The sequence below is a fragment of the Vibrio sp. 10N.286.48.F5 genome (genome assembly GCF_041469785.1).
Lineage (GTDB): Bacteria > Pseudomonadota > Gammaproteobacteria > Enterobacterales > Vibrionaceae > Vibrio > Vibrio crassostreae_C.
The window spans coordinates 1-24,200 of record NZ_JBFRLG010000052.1 but is presented as its reverse complement, the minus strand read 5'-3'; the positions used below and the strand labels follow the sequence as shown (position 1 = coordinate 24,200).

Annotated in this window: 18 protein-coding genes, 1 tRNA gene, 1 other RNA gene and 1 pseudogene; 14 read left to right on the top strand and 7 right to left on the bottom strand. The window is 44.4% G+C overall.

The genetic code is table 11. The features are described 5' to 3' along the window. Positions 1-39: 39 nt before the first annotated feature. Positions 40-124, bottom strand: a tRNA-Tyr gene (locus tag AB4185_RS21395). Between the two features lie 565 nt (positions 125-689). Between AB4185_RS21395 and AB4185_RS21390 the strand changes: the two genes are divergently transcribed. The 3 genes from AB4185_RS21390 (at position 690) to AB4185_RS21380 (ending at position 5,341) form a co-directional block, all read left to right on the top strand. Next, positions 690-1,766: an efflux RND transporter periplasmic adaptor subunit gene (locus AB4185_RS21390; protein ID WP_372058631.1), complete on the top strand. Its 1,077-nt coding sequence runs from the start codon at positions 690-692 to the stop codon at positions 1,764-1,766. Beyond that, positions 1,766-4,879 carry a vibriobactin export RND transporter permease subunit VexH gene (vexH, locus tag AB4185_RS21385; RefSeq protein WP_372102723.1) on the top strand — a complete coding sequence of 1,038 codons (3,114 nt, stop codon included), beginning with the start codon at positions 1,766-1,768 and terminating at the stop codon, positions 4,877-4,879. Before AB4185_RS21390 ends, vexH begins: the two co-directional genes overlap by 1 nt. A 141-nt stretch (positions 4,880-5,020) precedes the next feature. Then, entirely contained in the window at positions 5,021-5,341 is a 321-nt protein-coding gene (locus AB4185_RS21380; protein WP_004736423.1) for a DUF1244 domain-containing protein, read from the top strand. 92 nt (positions 5,342-5,433) lie between these two features. On the opposite strand, the gene AB4185_RS21375 is transcribed toward AB4185_RS21380, so the two are convergent. Then, positions 5,434-6,501: a PLP-dependent cysteine synthase family protein gene (locus AB4185_RS21375; RefSeq protein WP_368084662.1), complete on the bottom strand. Its 1,068-nt coding sequence runs from the start codon at positions 6,499-6,501 to the stop codon at positions 5,434-5,436. A 129-nt stretch (positions 6,502-6,630) separates the two neighbouring features. On the opposite strand from AB4185_RS21375, the gene AB4185_RS21370 reads away from it, so the two are divergent. Both AB4185_RS21370 and AB4185_RS21365 read left to right on the top strand, forming a co-directional pair. Next, positions 6,631-7,104 (top strand): Lrp/AsnC family transcriptional regulator, encoded by a 474-nt coding sequence (locus AB4185_RS21370; RefSeq protein WP_017078855.1) that lies wholly within the window; start codon positions 6,631-6,633, stop codon positions 7,102-7,104. Positions 7,105-7,193: 89 nt separating this feature from the next. Continuing rightward, complete coding sequence (locus AB4185_RS21365) at positions 7,194-7,859, top strand: hypothetical protein (protein WP_372135903.1); 666 nt, start codon at positions 7,194-7,196, stop codon at positions 7,857-7,859. Positions 7,860-7,998: 139 nt separating this feature from the next. Here the strand turns inward: AB4185_RS21365 and tesB are convergent, their stop codons facing one another. Continuing rightward, entirely contained in the window at positions 7,999-8,859 is an 861-nt protein-coding gene (gene tesB, locus AB4185_RS21360; RefSeq protein WP_029235187.1) for an acyl-CoA thioesterase II, read from the bottom strand. Positions 8,860-9,027: 168 nt separating this feature from the next. Here tesB and AB4185_RS21355 point away from each other — a divergent pair, with 168 nt between their 5' ends. Then, complete coding sequence (locus AB4185_RS21355; RefSeq protein ID WP_017058951.1) at positions 9,028-9,468, top strand: YbaY family lipoprotein; 441 nt, start codon at positions 9,028-9,030, stop codon at positions 9,466-9,468. A 75-nt stretch (positions 9,469-9,543) separates the two neighbouring features. Here the strand turns inward: AB4185_RS21355 and AB4185_RS21350 are convergent, their stop codons facing one another. Further along, positions 9,544-9,846, bottom strand: a complete 303-nt coding sequence (locus tag AB4185_RS21350; protein ID WP_017058952.1) for an MGMT family protein — start codon at positions 9,844-9,846, stop codon at positions 9,544-9,546. Positions 9,847-10,061: 215 nt separating this feature from the next. Here AB4185_RS21350 and AB4185_RS21345 point away from each other — a divergent pair, with 215 nt between their 5' ends. From AB4185_RS21345 to AB4185_RS21325, 5 genes are all read left to right on the top strand, one after another. Beyond that, positions 10,062-10,805: a hypothetical protein gene (locus AB4185_RS21345; RefSeq protein WP_372135902.1), complete on the top strand. Its 744-nt coding sequence runs from the start codon at positions 10,062-10,064 to the stop codon at positions 10,803-10,805. Positions 10,806-11,001: 196 nt separating this feature from the next. Continuing rightward, an RNA gene (ffs, locus tag AB4185_RS21340) (signal recognition particle sRNA small type) lies at positions 11,002-11,098 on the top strand. Positions 11,099-11,218: 120 nt separating this feature from the next. After that, positions 11,219-11,842 (top strand): TnsA endonuclease N-terminal domain-containing protein, encoded by a 624-nt coding sequence (locus AB4185_RS21335; protein ID WP_102333420.1) that lies wholly within the window; start codon positions 11,219-11,221, stop codon positions 11,840-11,842. Positions 11,843-11,844: 2 nt separating this feature from the next. Further along, positions 11,845-13,722 carry a Mu transposase C-terminal domain-containing protein gene (locus AB4185_RS21330; protein ID WP_372135901.1) on the top strand — a complete coding sequence of 626 codons (1,878 nt, stop codon included), beginning with the start codon at positions 11,845-11,847 and terminating at the stop codon, positions 13,720-13,722. A gap of 17 nt (positions 13,723-13,739) precedes the next feature. Further along, positions 13,740-14,789, top strand: coding sequence for a TniB family NTP-binding protein (locus AB4185_RS21325; protein WP_372135904.1), 1,050 nt, complete (start codon positions 13,740-13,742; stop codon positions 14,787-14,789). Between the two features lie 22 nt (positions 14,790-14,811). Here AB4185_RS21325 and AB4185_RS21320 read toward each other — a convergent pair whose 3' ends face one another. Next, positions 14,812-15,117 carry a helix-turn-helix domain-containing protein gene (locus AB4185_RS21320; RefSeq protein WP_102333418.1) on the bottom strand — a complete coding sequence of 102 codons (306 nt, stop codon included), beginning with the start codon at positions 15,115-15,117 and terminating at the stop codon, positions 14,812-14,814. A 101-nt stretch (positions 15,118-15,218) separates the two neighbouring features. On the opposite strand from AB4185_RS21320, the gene AB4185_RS21315 reads away from it, so the two are divergent. Next, positions 15,219-15,764 (top strand): hypothetical protein, encoded by a 546-nt coding sequence (locus tag AB4185_RS21315; RefSeq protein WP_017064061.1) that lies wholly within the window; start codon positions 15,219-15,221, stop codon positions 15,762-15,764. Then, entirely contained in the window at positions 15,758-17,140 is a 1,383-nt protein-coding gene (locus tag AB4185_RS21310) for a DEAD/DEAH box helicase (protein ID WP_372135900.1), read from the top strand. The genes AB4185_RS21315 and AB4185_RS21310 overlap by 7 nt, the downstream gene beginning before the upstream one ends. Positions 17,141-17,392: 252 nt before the next feature. Here the strand turns inward: AB4185_RS21310 and AB4185_RS21305 are convergent, their stop codons facing one another. Further along, on the bottom strand, positions 17,393-18,169 hold the full coding sequence (locus AB4185_RS21305) for a hypothetical protein (protein WP_102333415.1): 777 nt from the start codon (positions 18,167-18,169) through the stop codon (positions 17,393-17,395). Positions 18,170-18,507: 338 nt separating this feature from the next. Beyond that, positions 18,508-24,003: an RHS repeat-associated core domain-containing protein gene (locus tag AB4185_RS21300; RefSeq protein WP_372135899.1), complete on the bottom strand. Its 5,496-nt coding sequence runs from the start codon at positions 24,001-24,003 to the stop codon at positions 18,508-18,510. An 83-nt stretch (positions 24,004-24,086) separates the two neighbouring features. Here AB4185_RS21300 and AB4185_RS21295 point away from each other — a divergent pair. Continuing rightward, positions 24,087-24,200 (top strand): annotated as a pseudogene (locus AB4185_RS21295) (IS5/IS1182 family transposase); the annotation flags it as partial.

Here is a 24,200-nt window from a genome sequence, read left to right as displayed (position 1 = left end):
AGGTTGTTCTCTTAACTCTTAAAAGAGGTAAGAAGAATATGGTGGAGGGAGACGGATTCGAACCATCGAAGGCAGTGCCGGCAGATTTACAGTCTGCTCCCTTTGGCCACTCGGGAACCCCTCCAGGGTGTTTTTTCCTAACTCATAATGGATAGGCTAAAGAGATGTTTTTCCCAACGCATCTCTCAAGTGCGGAGCGCATCATAGCAAACACGTTAAACCTGTAAAGAGTTTTTCTTATGGTTTTGTGTTGAATGCTGCCTTTTTGGGCAAAGATGGCGAAAAGTACGCATATTGCTCGGGAAGTGAACATCTATACTAAGGTTTACGTAGTGATAGGTAACACCTTGAGGTAACTCGCTTTCTACATTGTGTTTGGTTTGTGCAATTCGCCAAGAAACGTAAATGGAATTTAATCTAGATTTACACTTCTTGACGTTACAGCATTCATCAGTTGATAGAATACGGTTAATTTCATTTATAGATATTAATACCAATCGTAGTAAATAACATGTCATCCTAGCCTGTTAAAATGCTCGAGAACAGCGTCAGAAATTTTGATTGTAGAATAACTACTTATCGAAACTATCTGTTGAAAAGAGCTACCTTGTTCTCAAGCCTTTTCCCTACGCTATTTCTGACCACTTACTCACTGTGATTGGTATAAACCTTACTTGCAGACCATTATTATGAAGCATAAATCTGTTTTAACCCTGCTTAGCTTGTCTATTCTTATGGCGTCTCCAGCCGCACTAGCTAAACGCATGGGCCCTAGCACTGTCACTGTTGTTACTGAGCAAGTTGATATTCACCAAGTTAGCCAATCTCTTTCTTTGGTAGGTAAGTTAGAAGCAGAACAATCTGTGATCATTACCTCTGAAGTAGCGGGCAGAGTTGACTCTATCAACATCAAAGCCAATCAAGATGTCACCAAAGGGCAGATGTTGGTTCAATTAGATGACGACAAAGCAAAAGCAGCAGTTGCAGAAGCGCAAGCGTATTTAAAAGACGAGAAACGTAAGCTAGCGGAATTTCAACGCCTAGTGAAACGTAACGCGATCACGCAAACTGAAATTGACGCTCAGAAAACCAATGTAGAGATCGCCAACGCTCGTTTAGCTGCTGCAAATGCCAATCTGAAAGATCTTCACATCAGCGCGCCATTCTCGGGCACTGTTGGTTTTATCGACTTTAGCCGCGGTAAAATGGTGACTGCAGGTACTGAACTCGTGACCTTAGATGACCTATCGGTAATGCAATTAGATCTGCAGATCCCGGAGCGCTACCTTTCTAAACTGTCTAAAGGTATGAAAGTAACGGCTCGCACTAGCGCATGGGGCGACACTCAGTTCACTGGTACTGTAGTAGGCATTGATTCTCGTATTAACGCTGAAACCTTGAACCTTCGAGTTCGAATCCACTTCGACAACAATAATGATTATCTAAAGCCAGGTATGTTAGTGGCGGCGGATATGGACTTCCCACCAGTGGAAGCGCCAATCATTCCAGTTCAAGCGCTTGAGTATTCAGGTACGAAGCGTTTCGTTTATGTTATCGACGAAGATAATAAAGCAACTCGTACAGAAGTTTTCCTTGGGGCACGTATCGATAACGAAGTCGTGATCGACAAAGGCATCGAAATTGGCCAGAAGATCGTGGTGCAAGGTATCGTGAACATGCGTGACGGCGTCTTGGTTCAAGAGCTTGCCGTTAATCGCCCAGCTGATGCAGCAAGTGATAAAAAAGCACAAGAAGGCGCTAACTAATGTTGTTATCTGATGTTTCTGTAAAGAGACCAGTAGCGGCCGTCGTATTGAGCCTACTATTGGTTGTGTTTGGTATTGTCTCTTTCAATAAGCTCGCGGTTCGTGAGATGCCAGATATTGAAAGCCCGGTAGTATCGATCAGTACTCGTTATGAGGGTGCGTCTGCCACCATCATTGAAAGCCAAATAACCTCCAACCTTGAAGACCAGTTATCCGGCATCAGTGGTATCGATGAGATCGAATCCACAACGCGTAACGGTATGTCGCGTATCACGATTACTTTTGAGCTTGGTTACGACCTCAATACCGGTGTGAGTGATGTTCGTGATGCTGTAGCTCGTGCGCAGCGTTCATTGCCAGATGAAGCCGACGACCCAATTGTTTATAAGAACAATGGTAGTGGTGAAGCTTCGGTCTACATCAACTTAAGTTCGACGGAGATGGACCGAACGCAGTTAACCGACTACACCGAACGTGTGTTGATTGACCGCTTTAGTTTGATTTCTGGCGTGAGCTCGGTGGATATCTCAGGTGGCTTGTACAAAGTAATGTACGTGAAGCTGAAACCTGCGCAGATGGCGGGTCGTGGCGTTACTACCTCGGACATCACTTCTGCTCTGAACAGTGAGAACATTGAAAGCCCAGGTGGTGAAGTACGTAACGATGCGATTGTGATGTCGGTTCGTACTGCTCGTTCTTACACTGAAGCGGAAGATTTCGAATATCTAGTCGTTAAACGTGCCTCTGATAACACACCTATCTACTTGAAAGACGTAGCGGATGTTTACATTGGCGCAGAAAACGAGAACTCGACCTTTAAGAGTGACGGCGTTGTTAACGTAAGCATGGGTATCGTGCCTCAGTCAGATGCGAACCCACTTGAGGTGGCTGATTTAGTCCATAAAGAAGTCGAAGCAATTCAAAAGTTCTTGCCAGACGGTACTCGTTTAGCTGTCGATTATGACTCAACAGTCTTTATTGACCGTTCAATCTCAGAGGTATACAGCACACTCTTTATCACGGGTGGCTTGGTTATCCTTGTGCTTTACATCTTTATTGGTCAAGCACGTGCAACACTTATTCCAGCGGTAACCGTACCTGTATCTCTGATCTCGTCGTTTATTGCCGCGTACTACTTCGGTTTCTCCATCAACCTGATTACCCTGATGGCACTTATCCTGTCGATTGGTTTGGTGGTCGATGATGCGATCGTGGTGGTTGAGAACATTTTCCACCATATCGAACGTGGTGAGTCACCGCTGCTTGCTGCCTATAAAGGTACTCGTGAAGTAGGCTTCGCGGTAATCGCAACAACGCTTGTATTGGTAATGGTATTCCTACCAATCTCGTTCATGGACGGCATGGTTGGCCTATTGTTTACCGAGTTTTCTGTATTGCTTGCGATGTCGGTGATCTTCTCGTCGCTAGTCGCATTAACGCTAACGCCAGTGCTAGGCAGTAAGATCCTTAAAGCGAACGTTAAACCAAACCGTTTCAATTTGTTTGTCGAGCGCGTATTTGGCAAGCTTGAGTCTGGATACCGCGCGGTATTGCGCCGTGCTCTTAACTGGCGTTGGGCCGCTCCAATCATCATTATCGCGTGTATGGGCGGTAGTTATGGCTTGATGCAACAAGTGCCGTCGCAACTGACGCCACAAGAAGACCGTGGTGTTATCTTTGCGTTTGTTCGTGGTGCTGATGCAACCAGTTACAACCGTATGTCTGCCAATATGGACATCGTTGAAGAGCGCCTAATGCCGCTGCTTGGTCAAGGTTTCTTGAAGTCATTTAGTATTCAATCACCAGCGTTTGGTGGTAATGCGGGCGACCAAACGGGCTTCGTTATCATGATCCTGGAAGATTGGGATGAACGTGATGAAACCGCTCAGGAAGCGTTGAACGAAGTACGTAAATCTTTAAATGGTATTCCTGATGTACGTGTATTCCCATTTATGCCGGGCTTCAAAGGTGGTTCAAGTGAGCCTGTTCAATTCGTACTGGGTGGCTCTGATTACTCTGAGCTTCAGAAATGGGGCGAACTGTTAAAGCAAGCGGCTGAAGACTCTCCAATGATGGAAGGTGCGGACATCGATTACTCTGAGAAAACACCAGAGTTATTGGTAACCGTAGATAAACAACGTGCAGCCGAGCTAGGCGTTAGCGTTTCGGATATTTCAGATACGTTAGAGATCATGCTTGGCGGCCGTAGTGAAACCACTTTCGTTGACCGTGGTGAAGAGTATGACGTATACCTTCGTGGTGATGAGAACAGCTTTAATAATGCTAATGACTTGAGCCAAATCTACATGCGAACTCAGTCTGGTGAGCTGGTTACACTCGATACGTTGACGCACATTGAAGAAGTGGCATCCTCGATTCGTTTGTCGCACTACAACAAGCAGAAATCGGTGACCATCAAAGCGAACCTAATGGAAGGCTACACGCTGGGTGACGCACTTGATTTCCTTGATGAACAAGCGATTGAACAGCTACCGGGCGATATTTCAGTGAGTTACTCTGGCGAGTCAAAAGACTTTAAAGAGAACCAATCAAGTATCTTAGTGGTATTTGCGCTAGCGATGCTGGTCGCGTACTTGGTACTGGCCGCGCAGTTTGAAAGCTTCATTAACCCGCTGGTGGTGATGTTCACTGTACCTATGGGTATCTTTGGTGGCTTCTTAGGTTTGGTGTTGATGAATCAAGGGCTCAATGTCTACAGCCAGATTGGTATGATCATGTTGATCGGTATGGTGACCAAAAACGGTATCTTGATCGTAGAGTTTGCTAACCAACTTCGTGACCGTGGCATTGAGTTTGAAAAGGCGATCATTGATGCTTCGGCTCGACGTTTACGTCCAATCTTGATGACGGCGTTCACCACACTAGCCGGTGCAATCCCATTGATTACTTCAACAGGCGCAGGCTATGAAAGCCGAGTGGCAGTGGGTACGGTTATCTTCTTCGGTATGGGCTTTGCAACTTTGGTTACTCTGTTCGTAATCCCTGCGATGTATCGACTGATTTCTGGCTCAACACGTTCTCCAGGTCATGTGGAAGCGGTTCTAAATAAAGAGCTGAGCCATGACAACGTGGGAAGAAGCAGTCACGGTTAATGAACACGCACGGCTAATGAACATGCAATAGTGTAACAATATTGAAAAGCCTGCGTTTGCTCCTAGCGAATTGCAGGCTTTTTTTGTATAACAAACAGAGCTCAACGAATTAATACAATAAATCGAATAAAGGAAAGTAAAGTGGCTGAATTTAAATACAAAGATCTTTCTCAAGAAGAACAAGATAAGCTAGATGCAGCAACCTTTCGTCGTCTGCTAGCACACTTAGACAATAATAAGGATGTGCAGAACATCGACCTTATGATCTTGGCTGGCTTCTGCCGTAACTGTTTCAGCAAGTGGTATAAAGCGGAAGCTGAGCAACAAGGCCTAGACTTGGATATCGATGACGCTCGTGAGCGCGTATATGGCATGACTTACGATGAGTGGAAACAAAACCACCAACCAAAAGCGACACCTGAGCAACTAGCGGCGTTTGAAGCGAAGCAGAAGCCAGAGTAATTTGTTCTCGTTGGTGGTTGATTAATAGAATGAATAAACAAAAAGAGCCCATCAAGGCTCTTTTTAGTTTGGAGTCGGTGCTTGCTCTGTATTTAAGCCAGCTCACCTGTTTGCGAGAAAGCTTCTAGCTTCGCTGCATAAGGTTGTAGGTCACCGATATTCAGATTTACCCACTCGTCATTGAAGTAAGTGTCTAGGTAACGTTCACCGCTATCACATAGCAAAGTCACGATAGAACCTTTTTCTCCACGAGCTTTCATTTCACTGGCTAACTGAAGCACACCGTACATGTTAGTACCGGTTGATGCGCCAACCTTGCGGCCAAGAATTTCAGATAACCAATGTGTCGTTGCGATACTTGCTGCGTCTGGGATTTTTCGCATTTCGTCAACCACACCAGGAATGAAGCTTGGCTCTGCTCGTGGGCGACCAATACCTTCAATCTTGCTGAATGTATTGCCTTTCACGTTCGCATTGCCTGTTTGGAAGTATTCGTGGAATACAGAGTTTTCAGGGTCGACAACACAAAGCTTAGTTTCATGCTGTTGGTAGCGAATGAAGCGGCCGATAGTTGCAGAAGTACCGCCAGTACCTGGGCTCATTACTACCCAAGCTGGAACTGGGTGATCTTCCATCTGCATTTGATTGAAAATTGAGTTCGCGATGTTGTTGTTACCGCGCCAGTCGGTTGCGCGCTCAGCGTAAGTAAATTGGTCCATGTAATGGCCATTCAGCTCTTCTGCTAAACGGCGAGACTCATCATAAATTTCATCTGAGCGGTCAACAAGATGCGCTTGGCCTCCGTAGAATTCAATCTGCTCAATTTTCTTCTTCGCTGTGCACTTTGGCATCACTGCGATAAACGGAAGACCTAGTAGGCGAGCAAAGTAAGCCTCAGACACGGCTGTGCTGCCTGATGAAGATTCAATGATCGTCGTTTCTGGGCCAACCCAGCCATTACAGATAGCGTATAAGAACAGAGAACGCGCTAAGCGGTGCTTCAAAGAGCCCGTTGGGTGTGTGCTTTCATCTTTAAGGTAAACATCAATGCCTTCGATACTTGGTAGTTCGAGCTTGATAAGGTGCGTATCCGCTGAGCGTTGGTAGTCCGCTTCAATTTTACGAATCGCGTTGTTAATCCATTGATGGTCAGTGCACATAAGCGTTCTCCTGATCGAGTGTAGGAATTCTTTGTAATTGGTATGGTTCTAATTTAGCTACAATCAGAGAGAAAAACTTTGCCATATTTGCTTTGTTTTGCTTAAATTGTAGAAAATAATTCTCTTTAAATGCGATTTGGTGAAAGTGTGATAGATGCCGTAGATAAAAAAATATTAGGATTACTGCAAGAAGACAGCACCCTGTCATTGAATGACATTTCTGAAGCGGTCAATCTCACCACAACGCCTTGCTGGAAAAGGCTTAAGCGCCTCGAAGAGAACGGCATTATTGAGAAAAGAGTCGCGCTGCTGAACCCAGAAAAGCTCGATCTTTCTTTTACCGCGTTCGTATTGATTAAAACCAGTGATCATTCTCACGAGTGGTATGGTCGTTTTGTGAATACTGTGTCGGAGTTTCCAGAAGTGATGGAGTTTTATCGTATGGCTGGCGAATATGACTATATGATGAAGGTTCAGGTTAAAGACATGAAGTGCTTTGATGATTTCTACAAGCGCTTGGTGAATAGCATTGACGGTATCTCTAATGTGACCTCGACATTTGCGATGGAACCATTGAAGTACACAACAGCATTGCCGCTTTAAGCTCAACCTAATCTTAGGCTACCTATCGTTTCAGTTTAACTATCTTCTCAGTTTAGATATCGCCTTTGCGATAAAGAAAAGGATTATTCATGTTTGCAAAAGTATCTACCGCTATCCAGCTGGTATTGGCGGTCGCCATTTTTTACTTGGGCTACACCATCTATTCGTTTACTAATAAAGTAGGGGAGATCGTCGATACTTATCCGCAGGTTATCGAAGATTTATCCGGTCTCACCAAAGGGCTAAAAGTGGAAGAGCTGCTAGCGTTTGCTGAACATGTCAGCGAGCTTGCTCCTCAAGTTTTGAACACAGTCGAAGAAGTCAGAAAAACGATAGATGACGTGAATCAAACCGTTTCATCGGTCGACAAAAAAATCCCTGCGATATTAGATGAAGTAAAAAATGTCCGAACGGAAGTCGAGCAGGTCAGAACCGATGTCATCCCACCAGCATTGACTGAGCTGAAACGATACCGTGTGGATGTGATGCCACCGATGCTCGCTGAAAGTAAATCGTACCGCGAGCAAACTATCCCCGCTGTTGTTACTGAATCTGAAATGCTAAGAGCGGAAGTGCCGAATATTTTGGTGCAAGCTAATTTGCTGGCAGATAAGAGTCAAGCTTTGGCTCAGGACGCTGCAGAAGGCGCTGTGAAAGGTGTGGTGCTATCACCATTTAACCTTCTACGAGATGCCGGAGATGGCATCAAAACGCGAGTACAAAGCGAGTTTGAACCTACGCTAGAAGCAGAATAGATTTTAGTCACTCTTAAGTGACGGATTTTCGTTAGTGTTATAAAAAAGAGAGGCTAGGTATTAAACCTAGCCTCTCTTTTTGTTTTCTCGTACATATTTTGGGCTTATAAAAAGCGTTTATTCGCTATTTATTTGAGCGCTATTTAGTAAAACGCATCACACCTTCTTGCACGGCTGTCGCTACGAGCTCACCTTTCTGATTAAAAATTTCGCCGCGCACTAGGCCACGAGTGTTCGCTGCCGTTGGGCTTTCAATCGCATAAAGCAGCCATTCGTCCATTTTGAATGGGCGGTGGAACCAGATTGAGTGGTCAATCGTCGCCACTTGAAAATTTGGCGTCATGATAGAGACTTCATGTGGGTGAAGCGCCGTCACTAAGAATCCCCAATCCGATGCGTAGGCAAGCAGGTATTGGTGGATCAAGTGGTTGTCTGGCATCGCGCCATTCGCTCTTACCCAAAGGTATTGTTTCGCTTCCGTCTTCTTAGGTTTCAGTGGGTTTACCACCGTCACCGGACGCATCTCAATCGGCTTTTCGCCACAGAAGGTTTTGCGCAGTTTCTCTGGTAAGAATTCCGCAATGTGGCTCGCTAATTCAGTTTCTGAGGCAAAGTTCTCTGGTCCCGGAATATCAGGCATTGAAATCTGGTGCTCAAACCCTGGCGCATCGCCATGATAAGAAGCAGTGAGATAGAAAATAGGGCGGCCATTTTGAATCGCTTTTACACGGCGTGTGCTAAAGCTGCGTCCATCTCGTAGGTTCTCAACATCGTAAATGATTGGCTTTTCAGGATCGCCGGGAAACAGAAAATAACTGTGGAACGAGTGAACACTACGGTCGTCTTGAACGGTATAACGAGCAGCAGAAAGCGCTTGTCCCAATACCTGACCGCCGTATACCTGTGGTAGGCCTAGGTTCTCACTTTGCCCACGGAATAAACCTTCTTCCAGTTTTTCTAGCTGAAGTAAACTTAGTAATTCTTGTAAAGGTTGACTCATCGCCAGCATTCCTCTTCGTAAAATGGGTGTCAGATTATGGTGTTAATCATTTAGCTTAGTCAGATATCTGTCAATAAATCATAGGGTTTCAAGACAGAATATGAAAGCTCTCTTATAATTGGTGAGTAGATTTGCCGAGTCCGGCAAACATGTTGAGAGAAATTGAATATGAAAAAGGCTCTAATTCTTATTACGTCTTTAGTATCGTTTGGCCTACTTGTTGGTTGCCAAGCAACATCAGAAACGAGCGCTTCTCAAGAAGTGGTTGCAGAGAACACTCAAGTGATTTCAGGAACAGTAAGCTACCGTGAAAGAATTGCATTGCCAGAGAATGCAGTGGTTACCGTTACGCTAGAAGATATCTCACTGGCTGATGCACCATCGACGGTTATCGCAACTCAAGAGTTCACCACAGACGGTAAGCAAGTACCGTTCGCATTCGAGCTGAGCTACGACAACGACAAAATTAAAGCTAACCACCGTTACAACATGCGCGCATCGATTCATGTTGACGGTAAACTGCGTTTCATAACGGACACGATTAAGTCAGTAATTACTGATGTAGAAAATACACAGCAAGCAGACCTACGTTTGGTTGGTGTTCGTTAATCAGAAATCGATGCCACTGTTAAGGCATCTTGATTGGCTTAACTTAGCCAGTTGAATTGACGATTAGTGGCAGCTCTAGGGCTGCCATTTGTATATTCTGAGTTTAACTTTTCCTGCATCACTCACCTCAACCCCTTCTTTAACCAAATGCTGCTTTTGTCTGTCGAACGAATCAGCCTTTAAAGATATTTCACCCTTGCTGTTTATCACTCGATACCAAGGCAGTTTGCTACCTTCTGGCAGGTTACCCAGCGCTTTACCAACATGGCGCGCATAGCCCGGAAATCCTGAAAAACGTGCTATGTCTCCATAAGTTGTTACTTTCCCATATGGAATTTGGTGAATCACAGCAAAGATTTGGCTTAAAAATTGGTCCATACTAAATGTTCCTAGTTCATAAATACCAATCACAGTAAGTAAGTGTTCAAAAATAGCGCAGGGAAAAAGCTTGAGAGCAAGGCAGATTTTTTTTGATAAGTAGTTATTCTCCAATCAAAAAATCTAACGAGGTTATCGAGTTTTTTAACAAGCTAGGGTGACCAGTTAATTACTACGATTGGTATGGTACCACGGATCGGTAGAAGGAGAGGGCTATGGTATTTACAACGTTTCAGTTCTTGATCACCACATTATTAGCGGTTGTTTGCGCGAGAGCAATCAGTTTAAGTGAGGGAGATATCCCGGTGCTTGCAATGGTCATTCCTGCCTTATGGATTTTACCGCAGGGAGGCATAGCAGGATTAGCTTTGCTTGCTGCCATGACCACTTATGGTCTAACCCTTCCTTTGCAGCCTATCACGCTGTCTGTCAGTGCGTGGGTACTGTTCCCGCTATTGATGGTGGTCTTCTCAAGACGCAGTAGTTTGTCGGTCGTAATTATTTCTGGCTTGATCGTGACTACGTTGCAGGTCGGAATCATGGTCACGCAATCAGCAGGCAAGCTTGAAGGCGTCCCGTGGGTTACCGCACTTCAAACCTTATCTATCATCGTAATTTGGTGGGCGGCAAATCATCTTAAGACTGCTAGCCGACACAGCTGGTGGTCATTAGGCTTAATACTTCCATTATGGATAGCCGATTTACCTTATGCTGCTTTGGTGGCCTTGTGTATAACGGGCATCATGGCATCAATGGAAACGCTGACGCGCTTGAAAACGTTCCGCTGGAATAAACTATTATGTTGGACACTGCCAACGGTCGGTTTTGCGGCTTTGGTGATTACCCCAAGTATCGAAGTACCTAGTCCAGTCTTTGTAGTATGGTTGTGTCTATTAGGCACCGCGTGGATGACAGACTACATCATTCGCACAGAAGATAACGAAGACATCGATATCTAGTACTCCAGCAATCCAAACCTTCCAAATGCAGGTAAATGGTGAATTTACCTGCGATTTTCTAGTGGTTTGAATAAAGGATAAGCACTTAGACCGCAATTGTTCAAAAATAGGGTGGAAGGGCTTGCAATGGTTGCTGTGATGCTTAATAATCCAATCACTCTTTGAGGCAAGCCTCTTAGAAAACGAATCTATGGGGGCCTGGTCCTCCCGCAACAATAGCTCGTGAACTCGGTCAGGCCTGGAAGGGAGCAGCCGCAGCGAGTGACTTGTGTGCCGGGATGTGGCTGGGTTCCCACCCTTTATGATGTTTGCAAACTAACTTAGCATAAATTGCAAAGAAGTTAGCAAATTTGCACTATAAGTCAGCATAGTCTATTTTTTGTTGTAGGTTTACAACAAAAGTGATGCGCACTATGTTTGACCAAACCAAAAAATCCTCTCACGTTCACAACATCTGCAAGTTCATGAGCTTGAAAAATGATGCTGTTGTTCGCACTCTCTCTGTTTTAGAGTTCGATTTTTGTTTCCATCTCGAATATAACCCTGATGTTAAAGGGTACATATCTCAACCACACGGTTTTTATTACTACTTTAATGGTCGCAAGTGTCGTTATACGCCAGATTTTTTAGCCGATAATCATAACGACCAATCTACTCTTATTGAGATTAAGCACTCAAGCCAGATTTTAAAACCAGACTTCAGGCTCCGATTTGCTGAAAAACAGCGAGTAGCACTAGAAGAACAAGGAAAACGCCTTGTTTTAGTGACAGAGAAACAAATTCGTATTGACCCAATATTTAGTAACTTAAAGCTGTTACATCGTTACTCTGGTTTGCATACCATCACTAAAGCGCAAAAGTCTGTTCTCGGATTTATACAACGTAGACAGAAAGTACAATTACGCGAAATCTCCGACCACTTAGGACTGTCTGAGCATGAAACTCTGATATCAACACTCTGTTGGCTATCGTCAGGGAGAGTTAATACTGATATTAGAAGCTCTGATTTTGGTTTGAATAGCTACGTTTGGTGTTAGGTATGACGTCAGATTTTGATGACGTTTTTGGTTTCATTGATGAAATGGAAGCTTCTGCCAACGAAGCGGAATTAGTAACCCAAATACCGAGTGATTTATTTGAAGAAGATAAATCGTATCTCCCTTCCATTGATACCTATCCTGTAAAAACTCAACAAGAAGTATTACGACGTCTTAAAGTCATTCAATTTACTGAAAAACGTCTAAAAGGTGGGTGGACAGAAAAAAATCTTGTACCGATTTTAAATCAGGTTGAACAAGAGCTAGGGCTATCTCCACCGAGTTGGCGAGTTCTTGCCGGCTGGAAGAAAATGTATTTTGAATCAGGGAGAGCCGTTCTTTCGCTCATTCCTAAACACGCCCAAAAAGGAAATAGAACCGTTCATACAGATTCACAGTCGCTCATTGATGAAGCTATTGAAAAAAAATACCTGACTAAAGAGCGTTTAAGCGTTGCAGAGGCTTACCGCTATTACAAAAGCCGAGTAATTAAAGCCAATCAAGAAATAGTCGAAGGCAAAATCAAGCGAATTAGCCAAAGAGCATTTTATGACAGAGTGAATAGTTTACCACCCTATGATGTTGCAGTGGAAAGGTATGGAAAGCGATATGCAGATAGAGAGTTTCGTTCCGTAGGCCAGCAAATAGAGGCGACGAAACCGATGGAGTACGTTGAAATTGACCATACTCCAGTCCCTGTCATACTGATTGATGATGAATTGGATATTCCATTAGGTCGCCCATATCTAACCATGCTCTATGACAGGTTTAGTAAGTGCATCGTCGGCTTCAGCGTTAACTTTAGAGAGCCTAGTTTTGATTCCGTCAGAAAAGCACTATTAAGTACTTTGCTAGACAAGCGCTGGGTAAGCGAAAAATATCCCTCAATAACAAATGATTGGCCATGTCATGGAAAAATAGACTATCTGGTCGTTGATAATGGTGCCGAGTTTTGGAGTGATAGCCTAGAGGACTCTTTGAGACCTTTGGTGTCGGATATTCAATACAGCCAAGCTGCCAAACCGTGGAGAAAGACCGGTATAGAAAAGTTATTTGATCAACTAAACAAGGGGTTGGTTAACGCTCTGCCTGGAAAAACATTCACAAATCCCACTCAGCTTAAAGATTACGATCCTAAAAAAGAGTCTTCCGTTAGAGTTTCTGTATTTATGGAGTTAATACATAAATGGGTTATCGACCGCTATCACATGGACTCTGATAGTCGAGAAAGGAATGTTCCTTATCATAAGTGGAATGAATCGAAATGGCTTCCAAATTTCTACCAAGGACAAGCTGCGGCCGAGTTACGTATTGAGTTGGGGTTGTTAAGGCACCGGACGATAGGGATCGCTGGGATAAGGTTGCACAATTTATGCTATCAATCGGATGAGCTCATAGAGTATCGAAAATACAATTCGGTTAATTCACAAGGGAAACTCTTCGTCAGGACAAAAACCGATCCGTCGGACATAAGCGCTATCTACGTTTTTCTTGAATCAGAAAAGAAATACATAAAAGTCCCAGCGGTTGATAACAGTGGGTATACCAATGGACTTTCGTTGTTCGAACATGAGCGAATTCAAAGAGTGCGCAGGTTGAATACCCGAAGCCTCGTCAATGAAGAGTCTTTAGCCGATACCTATCTCTATATGGAAGCTCTTATTGAAGGGGAAGCTGAGAGAATGCGTAGTTCTAAAAACAAAAAGCTCACCCAACCTAAAACAGGGAACACTTCTAAGATTGCAAAATACAGAGATGTTGGCACGGAAGGACCTGGCTCAATCGTTAGAAAAAATGAAAGCAGTAATTCAGCATTAAACGTTGTTAGTACTCAACTATCATTGGACGATGATGATCTTGAAGAGATAGAGGGCTACTAATCGTGAATTTTACTTCCATGCAGTGTGAACAATTGAAAGCCTACGATAATTGTTTTATTGAGTACCCCGAAATTACGGAGATCTATTCGATATTTGACCAACTTCGCTTTAATCAATTACTAGGCGGTGAACCTGAGTCATTCCTATTAACAGGCGAATCGGGAAGTGGAAAAACCGCTTTGATCAATAACTACCTTTCACGCTTCAATACAGGAACGAGTTGGTCCAAGCAAACAGTCCTAAGTACCCGAATTCCTAGTCGAGTAAATGAACAAAATACTCTGACTCAATTTCTCGTTGATCTGGACTCAAAATCAGGAGGACGTTCAGTACGAAAGAGAAATGAAATTGCACTTGCTGAAGGAGTGGTAACTCAGTTAAAACGTAAATCTGTCGAGCTCATTATTGTTAATGAGATTCAAGAGCTTGTGGAGTTTTCGACTGCGGATGAAAGACAAACCATCGCTAATACATTTAAATATATCAGTGAGGAAGCCGGTGTATCCTTTGTATTGGTTGGAATGCCTTATGCTGATGTTATCGCGAAGAAGCCGCAGTGGAACTCTCGATTGAGTTGGCGCAGAGAAATCAACTATTTTAAATTGCTTCAGGTTGAAAGTGACGCGAAAAATACCAACACTCAATACAGTATTGATGCTAAACAAAAGAAACACTTTGCTAGATTTGTGGCTGGACTAGCCTCTAGAATGGGCTACGAGCCAACGCCAATACTGACTAAGAATGAAATTCTATATCCCTTGTTTTCAATGTGTCGTGGAGAGTGTCGAAGGCTCAAGCACTTTTTGAAAGATGCCATGATAATGAGCTTTAAAGAGAACAAAAGTACGTTGAACAAAGAAGTACTATCTAGGACATTTATACTGAAATTCTCCTATTTGGAGAACCCATTTGAATGTTCATTAGAACAGGTGATGTTAGAGCAAATAGATAAAGGTTCAGCGTACAATATGAGAGCGATTACAGCAGAGGATAGGATTCTCGCCCCCCGATTTACAGATGCATTACCGCTGAGTACGTTGCTAAGTACAAGTAGCCTGAAAGTATAAAACTGCGATGTTGATAACCAAATCATTGAGACGCTAGTTTTTCCAGCAACACCGCCTTCTCTTCATCACTCATTTTATCAATGGCGCACGCTAGCTCAGCGCTCAATTCGCTCCTACAGAAAAAGTAGTTTAGCGGCACATCTAACTCTTCAGCCATACGTTCAAGCGTACCAATATCAGGTACATGCCTGCCTTTCTCGTAATGATTCATACGACCGCTAGCAGAACTCTGCTCCATACCAATTTTCACCCCTAAATCTTTTTGGGTGATCTTGGCTTTTTTACGCGCAGCTTTGAGCCTCGCAGGGATGGGGTTGTCTTTTTGCACTTACACATTTCTTTTCAACCTTTAGATAACTTAGATTGTCTAAGTTTTACTGATTTTTGTATACTTAGCAATCCTAAGTTTTTATTGCCTGTAAGAGTCACATGAAGAAAGTAACCAGAATTAACCCTCACATGTTTAACCTATTGATTGAGAAAGGGATGGATAATTTCTCCGTCACAGACGCTAGGGATGCTTTGCTAAACAGTGCTTCAACCTTCTCGAGTAAGGACGACGCTCGAAAGTATGTTTATAAGCAACTTCTATCTTTTGAGGAGAAAGGCTGGCTTTCTGTTATTGGGGTTCGCAGAGACAAACGCTACCATCAAACTAACGAATTCAAAGCGCTCACAATTGAGCCTAGATCGGGTCGAAATAGGAAAGCTAAGGTCGACTCAACGGATATTCAAATTCCAGAGTGCTCTCTAAATGCACTAGAGCGAGAGAAGAAACAGCATGAAGGTGAGCTGGCGATTACTCTAGGCGAGATTGAGGAATACCAATCGTTGTTAGCGCGTTTCCCAAACAACAAGCAAGATATGCAGCCGCTATTTAATGCAGCAAGAGAACGCTCAGCCAAGCTATTAGGCAGAATTAATGCACTAACCAACTGGATGCAAGTCGCCCAAAGTAAGGCTCCTCAATGTTAAGAGCATGGCAAGCCGAGTGTGCAGATCAAGCTGTCGAGAAATTCACTTCAAACAAGCATTCACACTTCTTCTGCCAAGCGACTCCTGGAGCGGGTAAAACCGTTATGGCCGCCGAGGTTGCGAGTCGGTTATTTGAAATAGGCATGATTGACTTAGTGCTGTGCTTCTCGCCCTCTCTGACTGTTGCTGAAGGGATGCAAAAGACCTTTTCATGGAAGCTCGAATGTTCCTTTAATGGAGGTTTGGGTTCTCTTGGAGGCTCTTACACCTACCAATCAATCCGTTTTTTGGATGAAAACTTTTGGTACACCGTCAGCAAATATCGAGTTTTAGTCATATTTGATGAGATCCACCATTGTTCGTTTGATGACGAGGGGCGGTCAAATTCATGGGGGCTAGAAATTGTTTCTAAGATCCAAGGCTTTGCTCGTTACACTCTGGCGCTGTCGGGCACGCCTTGGCGTTCTGACCGACTACCGATCGTCATGGCTGAGTATTCCGACCCTGATGGTAAGGTTGTTTGCGATTATCAATACGGCTTGCAACAGGCAGTTGAAGATAAGGTATGCCGCCGCCCTAAAATCGTTTTAATCGATAATGAACACCTGAGCGTTAAGGCTGGCAGTGACAATCAACACTTCGCCTCTATTCTTGATTGCCTTAAACAATCCGATGTCTCTTACCAAAGCGTCATTCACAACGAAGACGCTATGAATTACATACTAAATAGCGGTTGCCAAAAGTTAGAGCAGATAAGGCAAGAGTCCCCAAGTGCTGGAGGCTTGGTGGTCGCCTCTTCTATTAAGTACGCTAAAGACATTCAAAAGCGACTTGTTGAGCACTTTAATCAATCAGCATGCATAGTGACTTATCATCACGATAATCCGTTAAATGAAATTGAATCTTTTCGTCATTCAAGCGTTCAGTGGATAGTCAGTGTTGGGATGATAAGTGAAGGAACGGATATTCCAAGGCTGCAGGTTTGCTGTCATATGAGTTCGGTAAAAACGGAGCTTTACTTTAGACAAGTCCTTGGAAGGATATTGAGAGTTAATGATTCACCCAATCAAGAAGCCTGGTTGTATACCTTTGCCGAAGAAAGTTTGATTGGGTTTGCTGAAAGAATTGAGCAGGATATTCCTGATAGCTGCATGTACATTAAACAAGATAACAACGTACCGAGTGGTGTTGATGAAATACGCCTGCAGTCAAGCACTGTATCGGAAAGCGTTCAATCTAATCGACCCCAACCAAGCTTACTTAGTTGGGGAGAAACTTCAGATATGATGAATTCAAATAATGCAGGACTCACTTTAGCTTTGGATGAGCTGAGATTAGGTCAATTTAAGCAGAGGGTTATTGCAGCGTTCACTTAAACTGTAGTAACTCATATTAGATCTTACACATCGGCTTGTTAGTCACGACTAGATCGTACAAGCCGACTTGTTGAAATCGTAACTCATTCTTGGACAATTATGATTTAGAGTATTAGCTTCAAGGCCAGACTAGCACGGGAATAAATCAAACCTTGGGGTGAGTTTTTATTCAAACAATAACGCCTCTCTCCTGTTAAATAATTCAACAAAGAGAAAGGCGCTAGATTACTAGACAGGTTATCTATAACAAGGCTAAAGCTCTATTATGAGCTTTCTTTTTTGAACAACATCAAAAGTTAACTGTCCATTGGTTTGCGATGGTAACGAGTCCTTGCTCGCTATAATATCCATCTCAAATATACAGCTATCAAAACCTTGAGTTAACTGTGCTTGCGTTTGACCAAACACTTCACTCAAGCTCTTATTGTAAGAGCCTGAATTAAGTAGATGCTCACCAGCGTTAATATCTGGTGACACAGTTCTGATATTGGTCTCAATACTATTTTTACAAGTTAGCGTTTCCACTAGGTAAGAGTATGTATGGTCTGCCTCAGGAGCCCATGATACATCTATCACTTCGCCTGCAAAGCTTGTCGTTAATGTAAAGGGTAACGGTAGTTCATTCACTGCCAGTGAACTTTGAACAACATCCCCTCTCAATAACTTTACAATGTACTCTGAGGCGCTTGCTGAAACATCTCCACCATAATAGTAAACACCTCCTTCCGCCGATGTTTCAGCTAACGAGAAGTTTAGGCTATCAACTTCAGCAACTAGCTGGTCACCGCCATTAATTGCAACATAGTTAAACGAACTATCTTGAACATATCCTTCGATTTCAGCCTCGGATGGGCTTGTTACCGATAATGCAAAGAACACTCGTAAATCAGAAGCTGCATAATCACTACTGTAACGAGTGACAGTATCCTCTGAGTTTGCAGAGGAAGAGCTACCGCCGCCGCTTCCTCCACCGCAACCTACAAGTAACGTTAACATCAGCGCACAGTATAATTTCTTAAAATGACCCACTTTTATTCTCCTTCAAAATAGGTCGTACTTTACGTGTACCAAACCAGTAGCCCAAGCACATTAAAGGAAACATTGCTAATGTCCGCCATAGGTTATTTAAACCGACTAACTGGAATAAATATACAATCCCAAAGAAATATAAAAACGATACAGCTATACACAAAGTGAAGTACGGATATTTATTGCGTACAGGCCTCAGCACTGGTGCGAATATGATCGTAATCGTATAGACAACACTTCCGAGAGCAGCCAAAAGATAATCACCTTTAAAAAAAAGAATCCCTACTCCACACCAAAGCACACTACATATAGCAGTTACATCCCATTTATCATCTCTGTTAGTCACATCTCACCACCGTATTACAACCGACTGACGCGGCATCGTTAATTGTCCCTACATTTTCTACAGTTTGCTTGATAACCGGAGCCCCAAAATACACGGTATCATCTATCATTCCAGCAGCCTTTCCTGCAGGACCAATCATCATACCAATAAAATTAGGCCAACTGGAGTCTAAACCCCATGCAGCCGTTGCCAAGTACCCCCCCGCAACAGGGTTCAATGCACCAACCCCAATCGACATCGTAGATAAAACATTCGCGCCGATTTGAGCGGTTTCTTCAGCTGTAGTTTCAAGATAATCAGACATTGGCTGTCCAGCTTCTTCCGCTAAATATGCATTTGCAGCATTTTTCTGAAATGTTTCTTTATCCAGATACATACGCTGTCCTCGGTAATTTACCCAGCCCATCTCGTTATAAAGATAGATAGTAATCACACTCATAGCAGAACGCATCACTGCATCTCGACTATTCGCTCCGCTCGCAGCTGCCGCAATACCCGACACAATTATCATACCTCCAGCTTCCTGAAGCGTCAGCGTTTTATCACCGTCATGAACAATGCCACCGCCAAGCTTACCAATGACACCACTGATAAAGCCTTGCTTGAAGCTGCCACCTTGCAGCTCATGGAAGCCGCCTTGCACCACACCATGAGCGACGGGCAGAGCGGCGCCAAACGGACTTGTGCCACCCGCAGCACCATGAGCTACCCCATAGGTGACACCCGCAGACAGCCCTCCTAACACGCCAGCTTGCATCGAGTCACCAAAGTCACCTGTCGTGATATAAGTTGTAGTAAAAGAGGTACTAGCCCCTGAAGCCATCACTGCTCCTATAGTTTCTGTTCCAAAAACTCCAGCGGCTCCATACCCCATCGCGATAGCGCCAACCACCATCCCTGCCATTTGTATTGCCGGGTTTTCAAAGGTTTGACTCACCACAAAAAAGGCCATGGCCGCGGCCCACCACACCCAATGCCCCGTCGGGTCCGTATATTTTAACGGGTTGTTATAAACGTACGCGTAACGGTTGTAACTTTGGCTAAAGCTTGGTTCTGGTACGAACGTGTCCGCACTCAAGAATCGACCAATGGCTGGGTCGTAAAGTCGAGCGTTCATGTTGATAAGACCGCTGCTGTTACCGACATTTTCATGCCCAGTGAAACCGCGCATCTCAGCGTTGGTAAACATCGGTGTGGCTTGTAACTCTGCCGACGCTAAAAGCTCACCAAACGGCGTATAACCACGTTCTATTTGCACTTGCCCATTCGGGTCGGTGATTAAATCTGCCGTCCCTAACGCATCTCGATGGAAGTAAGCGGTTCGGTCAATTTGCTTTTCACTGCCAATTAACGTTTTCACGTGCTCAGCGACCGCCTGACTGTCTGCCATAAATCGGTGGCGCATCGCTGTTACAACCTTACCGTCCGCGTTGGTCGACACCTCTAACTGGTACTCAGGGCTGATGTAGTAGGTTGTGACACCATCAGACGTCTGTTTTACACGCTCTCGCTCACTGCCATACTCATACTGAGCAACCGCGCCATTGTCATTAATGTGCTTGGCCTTGTTAAACGAGTTCCAAGCGATGGTTCTTCCGCGACCTGAAACCATATTGCCGTTGGCATCATACGTGTAATCGCCAACCAATTGCCCGTTGGCATTAACATTAAACTGGCCTTGTCCGGTTTTATACGTCAAGTTTCCATACACATCATAACGGTAATCGCGTTCGACCTGAGCAACGCTGCGGTTATCGCTGTAGTGCCATTGTGTTAAACGGTCAAAATCATCGTACTGGTAGTACTCTTGTTGATTTCGGACAGCACTGACTTTGCGCAGAACGTTACCACGCTCATCGTAAGTATAATGAATGTCTCGAAGGTAGTTATCTCCCATTCCCGTCGTTATGCGTTGAACCGTTCCGCGAGAGCGGTCAATATCACGCCTTGTCAACATTCCATTACCAAAGAGTTCCCCACCAATTCGTCCAAAGTTATCACGACTGGTCGCTACCCAGACAATTTCCGCCGTATCATCGTCTAGACGTTGGTCCATTATCTCTTGAAGCTCTGCCTCCGCAACCACCAAATCATCGAGTTCATCGGTTAAGTTAGACAGTAAATCGGTTTCTTGTCTGGCTAACGCGGCATTTTGCTGAGCTTGCACAATCAATTCATTCGCGCGACGCTCTGCATTATCAGAGGCGGCTTGATAGTGGTTAGCCTGACTCTGCTTTTGGTTTGCCTGAGCACGCTGACGATTCGCAATCGCTTGATAGTGGTTTGCCCATTGATTATAAACTTGCGTTAAGTTAATACTGGCTTGAGCACCATTGAAGCAAAACTTATTGCCTTTCCACGTCGTACAGCGGTGAGTTTGAACCATCCATAATGGTACTTTAGCGGTAAAATACTCTTTCTTTTTACAATTTCCTTTCCAATCTTTCTTAGTACATCGGTCATATTTGTAATACGCGTAGCCATTTTGTGTTTTGTAGTTACTGAACACTCGATTACCAAAAGCTCGCCAGTAATATTGTGCGCTACGACGATAACTCGCGGCGCGGTTAGCATTAATATTGGCACTTCGAAATAACGAACTCGCGCTGGCGCTGAGTTTGTTGGCGGTATGTTGGTAACTATTACTTTTGGCAAACAACTGCGCTGCCGCTTGACGTAAACGCTCAGACTCTTCGATATAAAATTGCGCACTTTTCTCAAGCTCATAAGCCTGCATCTCGAGTTCAACAATGCGTTCTGAGGTGGCTTTTAACGCTTCCTCAATTTGCAGGTATTGGCTATCCCAAATATCAGAATAAGGGATACTCATTCGCTTAAGCAGACCATTCACATCGTAATCTTTATCTAAGTTCATCCCCGACGGGAAAGTCACCCGACTGAGACGACCTTCTTCATTGTACTCGTAGTAGGTCGTGTACTCTGAGCCATCAATGGATAGGGTCATCGATTGAGTGCGTCCCAACGCATCGTACGTATAACGACGTTGGCTACTGTCACTGCTGGAGGCATCCAGTCCGCCTTTCAACGATTGGTCATACTGCCATTGATTGATTTCATCTGGGCGAGTTTCATTGATTTTACGACCGAGTGCATCATAAGTGAACGTGGTGCGCTGTCCTTTCGCATTCTGTTGCCAAACCAGCTCCCCCCACGCGTTGTGACCATACGTCCAAGTGCCCATCGCAGGGTCAATCATCTTGGTTTTATAACCGAGCTGGTCATAACTCAGCTCCGTTATCAGCCCATTGGTATCGGTTTGTGTGAGGTTACCGACTGCATCATAGGTATAACGTAGGGTTGACTGACCATTTTCTACGATTTGGACCGTTTGTCCCAAACCATTGGTTTGCTCAACCTTCTCAAATGTACCGGGGCCCGTTATTGTTGCGGTTAAACCTTGATAGCGAGTGGTCGCAACAAGGTCACCGACATCTTCCGTTGGTTGAGTTTGAGCAGTAGGTCGACCTAGCGCGTCATAAGTAGTTTGTAACCAGTACGTCGCATCCCCTGCAAAATACCCCTCGAAATAAGGCACAGTTTCCCCAACGAGCTGCCCTTTAACATCGTAAGCCTTATCAACCATCACGGTCTTACCATCACCGTTCAATTGCTTGGTGCGTACTTCACGCCCCAACTTGTCAAAATACGTGGTCGATAAACCGCCCTGAGAGGTTTGCGTGGTCACCATGAAGACACTGCGGTCACCCAGCGTCAATCCGTGTTGGTCTAGGCCGGCATCGGCGCCATCGCTCCATTCATAAACTTGCTCAACCCAGTTACCATCGGGCAAAGTTTTCTTAATTTCTCGACAATAATCGTCATAAGTAAACCGGGTCATCAACCCATTCGCATCGGTGACGGTGTCGGGCAATCCACACGAGTTGTTATAAGTGGTCGTGACAAAGTGACCAAGGGCGTTGGTATGTTTCGTCACTCGACCTAAAGCATCGTACAGGGTCGTCGATTGACGCGTTTCACCACTGCCAGTCGTACGCTCTAAGGTGCGAAATCCGCTGGCATTGTAGTCAAATTGCGTCGTTAACGAGAGTGCATGTCCAGGCTCGACGGTTTGCTTAACCAAAGCCCTGGTATTTGCATCATAAGAAAAGGTCGTATTTCTCGTTTGAGAATCGTGACCATTGGATTTGGTCACAGATACATCACGAGGTTTTCCGATTAACCAACGCTGCGTATCATGCTGATAGCGTGTGCTCGTTTTTTCAACAAATCGTTCACCATTACCATCCTCGACCGTTCGTGTGATGGTATCGGGGAAATTAAGCGCATCGTAACCTTGATATTGCGTAACCGTATGGGTCAAAAGGTTTCCTGATGTATCCCAAGCTGATTGACGGCTTTCAATCATTTGTGGCCAAGACTGCCCAGCGATAGGAGACGTCACCTCACGATAGTCAAATTCACTTTGAGCAATCTTTTGGTTATTGATTCGCGTTTGTGTACGCTCAGCATAGGGTGTCCAATCACTGCTGTAGCCGGTCACGGTGGAGGTGAGAGTGTGGCTCGCTAAGTCTTTGGTTTGTATTTCCCCAAATCCGAGCAGGCCCTTATCAGGGTGAGCGTGATACCCTCTATAGAAGTACTCAGTACGGTTCATACCGCCTATGCCATTACTGCGCTTAAGTGCCTTGACCACTTTGAAGTTTGGCTCAAGTGCAATGAGCCCTGAAGGCGCTTGCGCCTCTTGGAACACAGAGGCATTTCCTGTTAATCCATACTCAAACTCACTTTTCACACCTAACCCTGACGTCACCGATTTAAGTAAAGCCAGCGGCTCGAACTCATAAGAGAGGCATGTCAATCCATCGATAGAGCGATAACAGTCACCGATTAAACCATCTCCATTGGCGTCGACGCCTTTTTTGAACGGTCCGTAAACGTTATTCACAGCCATAGAGTAAATCGTGGTTTTAATACCAAAGAGTTTTTTGATGTAATTTCCAGAGAATGACATCTTGTCTTTAAGCAAATCAAGGTCGGCATTTAACGTGGCTAACACGGTCGGCGAATTAAAATGCTTACCGTTGCCATAAGCACAATAAACGCGCTCTCCAGCGATATAGCACAAGTCAGGCAATCCATCGCTGTTTCGGTCAGACAGCATGATGGACGCTTCAACCTGTGATACGTTATTCTCATTACCGGTATCGATTCTAAAATGGTCTTGTCCTAGCGTTAACCATGTTTTAGCGGCATCAAAGCCTTGCCCTGTATTCTGGTGGCAAACAAAATCGTTTCCTTGTCGGTAACATAGCTCCGCCAATCCGTCACCGGTGACATCAACAAGGTTCATGGTACGTTGCAATTGCTCAACCACCTTGACGTCTTGCTCGTGGGTATTATTATTCGGTGATTGTGAGGCGGTGTTTTTTAACCCAACGGGCAATTGACTTGCCCATCGTTGAGCAGCTTGAAAAGAGAGTGTACTGCTGCCGGATTTTTGACCCAAAGCGCGGCTTTGTTTCCTAAATCAGGGAACTAATGCTTAAAGCTACGATCAGATCATCTAAGTTCACTCACATACTTAGAGCAATGCCAAAGCCTCGCTACAGAACAACTAACTGGAAACAATATAACCAAGCCCTAATCAATCGTGGTTCACTGACATTCTGGATTGATGAGGAAGCGATTCAACAGTGGAAGCAA

Bases quoted from the DNA above. Each gene is read 5' to 3' on its own strand.
- AB4185_RS21390 (WP_372058631.1), top strand. From the start codon at position 690: ATGAAGCATAAATCTGTTTTAACCCTGCTTAGCTTGTCTATTCTTATG.
- vexH (WP_372102723.1), top strand. From the start codon at position 1,766: ATGTTGTTATCTGATGTTTCTGTAAAGAGACCAGTAGCGGCCGTCGTA.
- AB4185_RS21375 (WP_368084662.1), bottom strand. From the start codon at position 6,501: ATGTGCACTGACCATCAATGGATTAACAACGCGATTCGTAAAATTGAA.
- AB4185_RS21370 (WP_017078855.1), top strand. From the start codon at position 6,631: ATGCGATTTGGTGAAAGTGTGATAGATGCCGTAGATAAAAAAATATTA.
- AB4185_RS21365 (WP_372135903.1), top strand. From the start codon at position 7,194: ATGTTTGCAAAAGTATCTACCGCTATCCAGCTGGTATTGGCGGTCGCC.
- tesB (WP_029235187.1), bottom strand. From the start codon at position 8,859: ATGAGTCAACCTTTACAAGAATTACTAAGTTTACTTCAGCTAGAAAAA.
- AB4185_RS21355 (WP_017058951.1), top strand. From the start codon at position 9,028: ATGAAAAAGGCTCTAATTCTTATTACGTCTTTAGTATCGTTTGGCCTA.
- AB4185_RS21350 (WP_017058952.1), bottom strand. From the start codon at position 9,846: ATGGACCAATTTTTAAGCCAAATCTTTGCTGTGATTCACCAAATTCCA.
- AB4185_RS21345 (WP_372135902.1), top strand. From the start codon at position 10,062: ATGGTATTTACAACGTTTCAGTTCTTGATCACCACATTATTAGCGGTT.
- AB4185_RS21335 (WP_102333420.1), top strand. From the start codon at position 11,219: ATGTTTGACCAAACCAAAAAATCCTCTCACGTTCACAACATCTGCAAG.
- AB4185_RS21330 (WP_372135901.1), top strand. From the start codon at position 11,845: ATGACGTCAGATTTTGATGACGTTTTTGGTTTCATTGATGAAATGGAA.
- AB4185_RS21325 (WP_372135904.1), top strand. From the start codon at position 13,740: ATGCAGTGTGAACAATTGAAAGCCTACGATAATTGTTTTATTGAGTAC.
- AB4185_RS21315 (WP_017064061.1), top strand. From the start codon at position 15,219: ATGAAGAAAGTAACCAGAATTAACCCTCACATGTTTAACCTATTGATT.
- AB4185_RS21310 (WP_372135900.1), top strand. From the start codon at position 15,758: ATGTTAAGAGCATGGCAAGCCGAGTGTGCAGATCAAGCTGTCGAGAAA.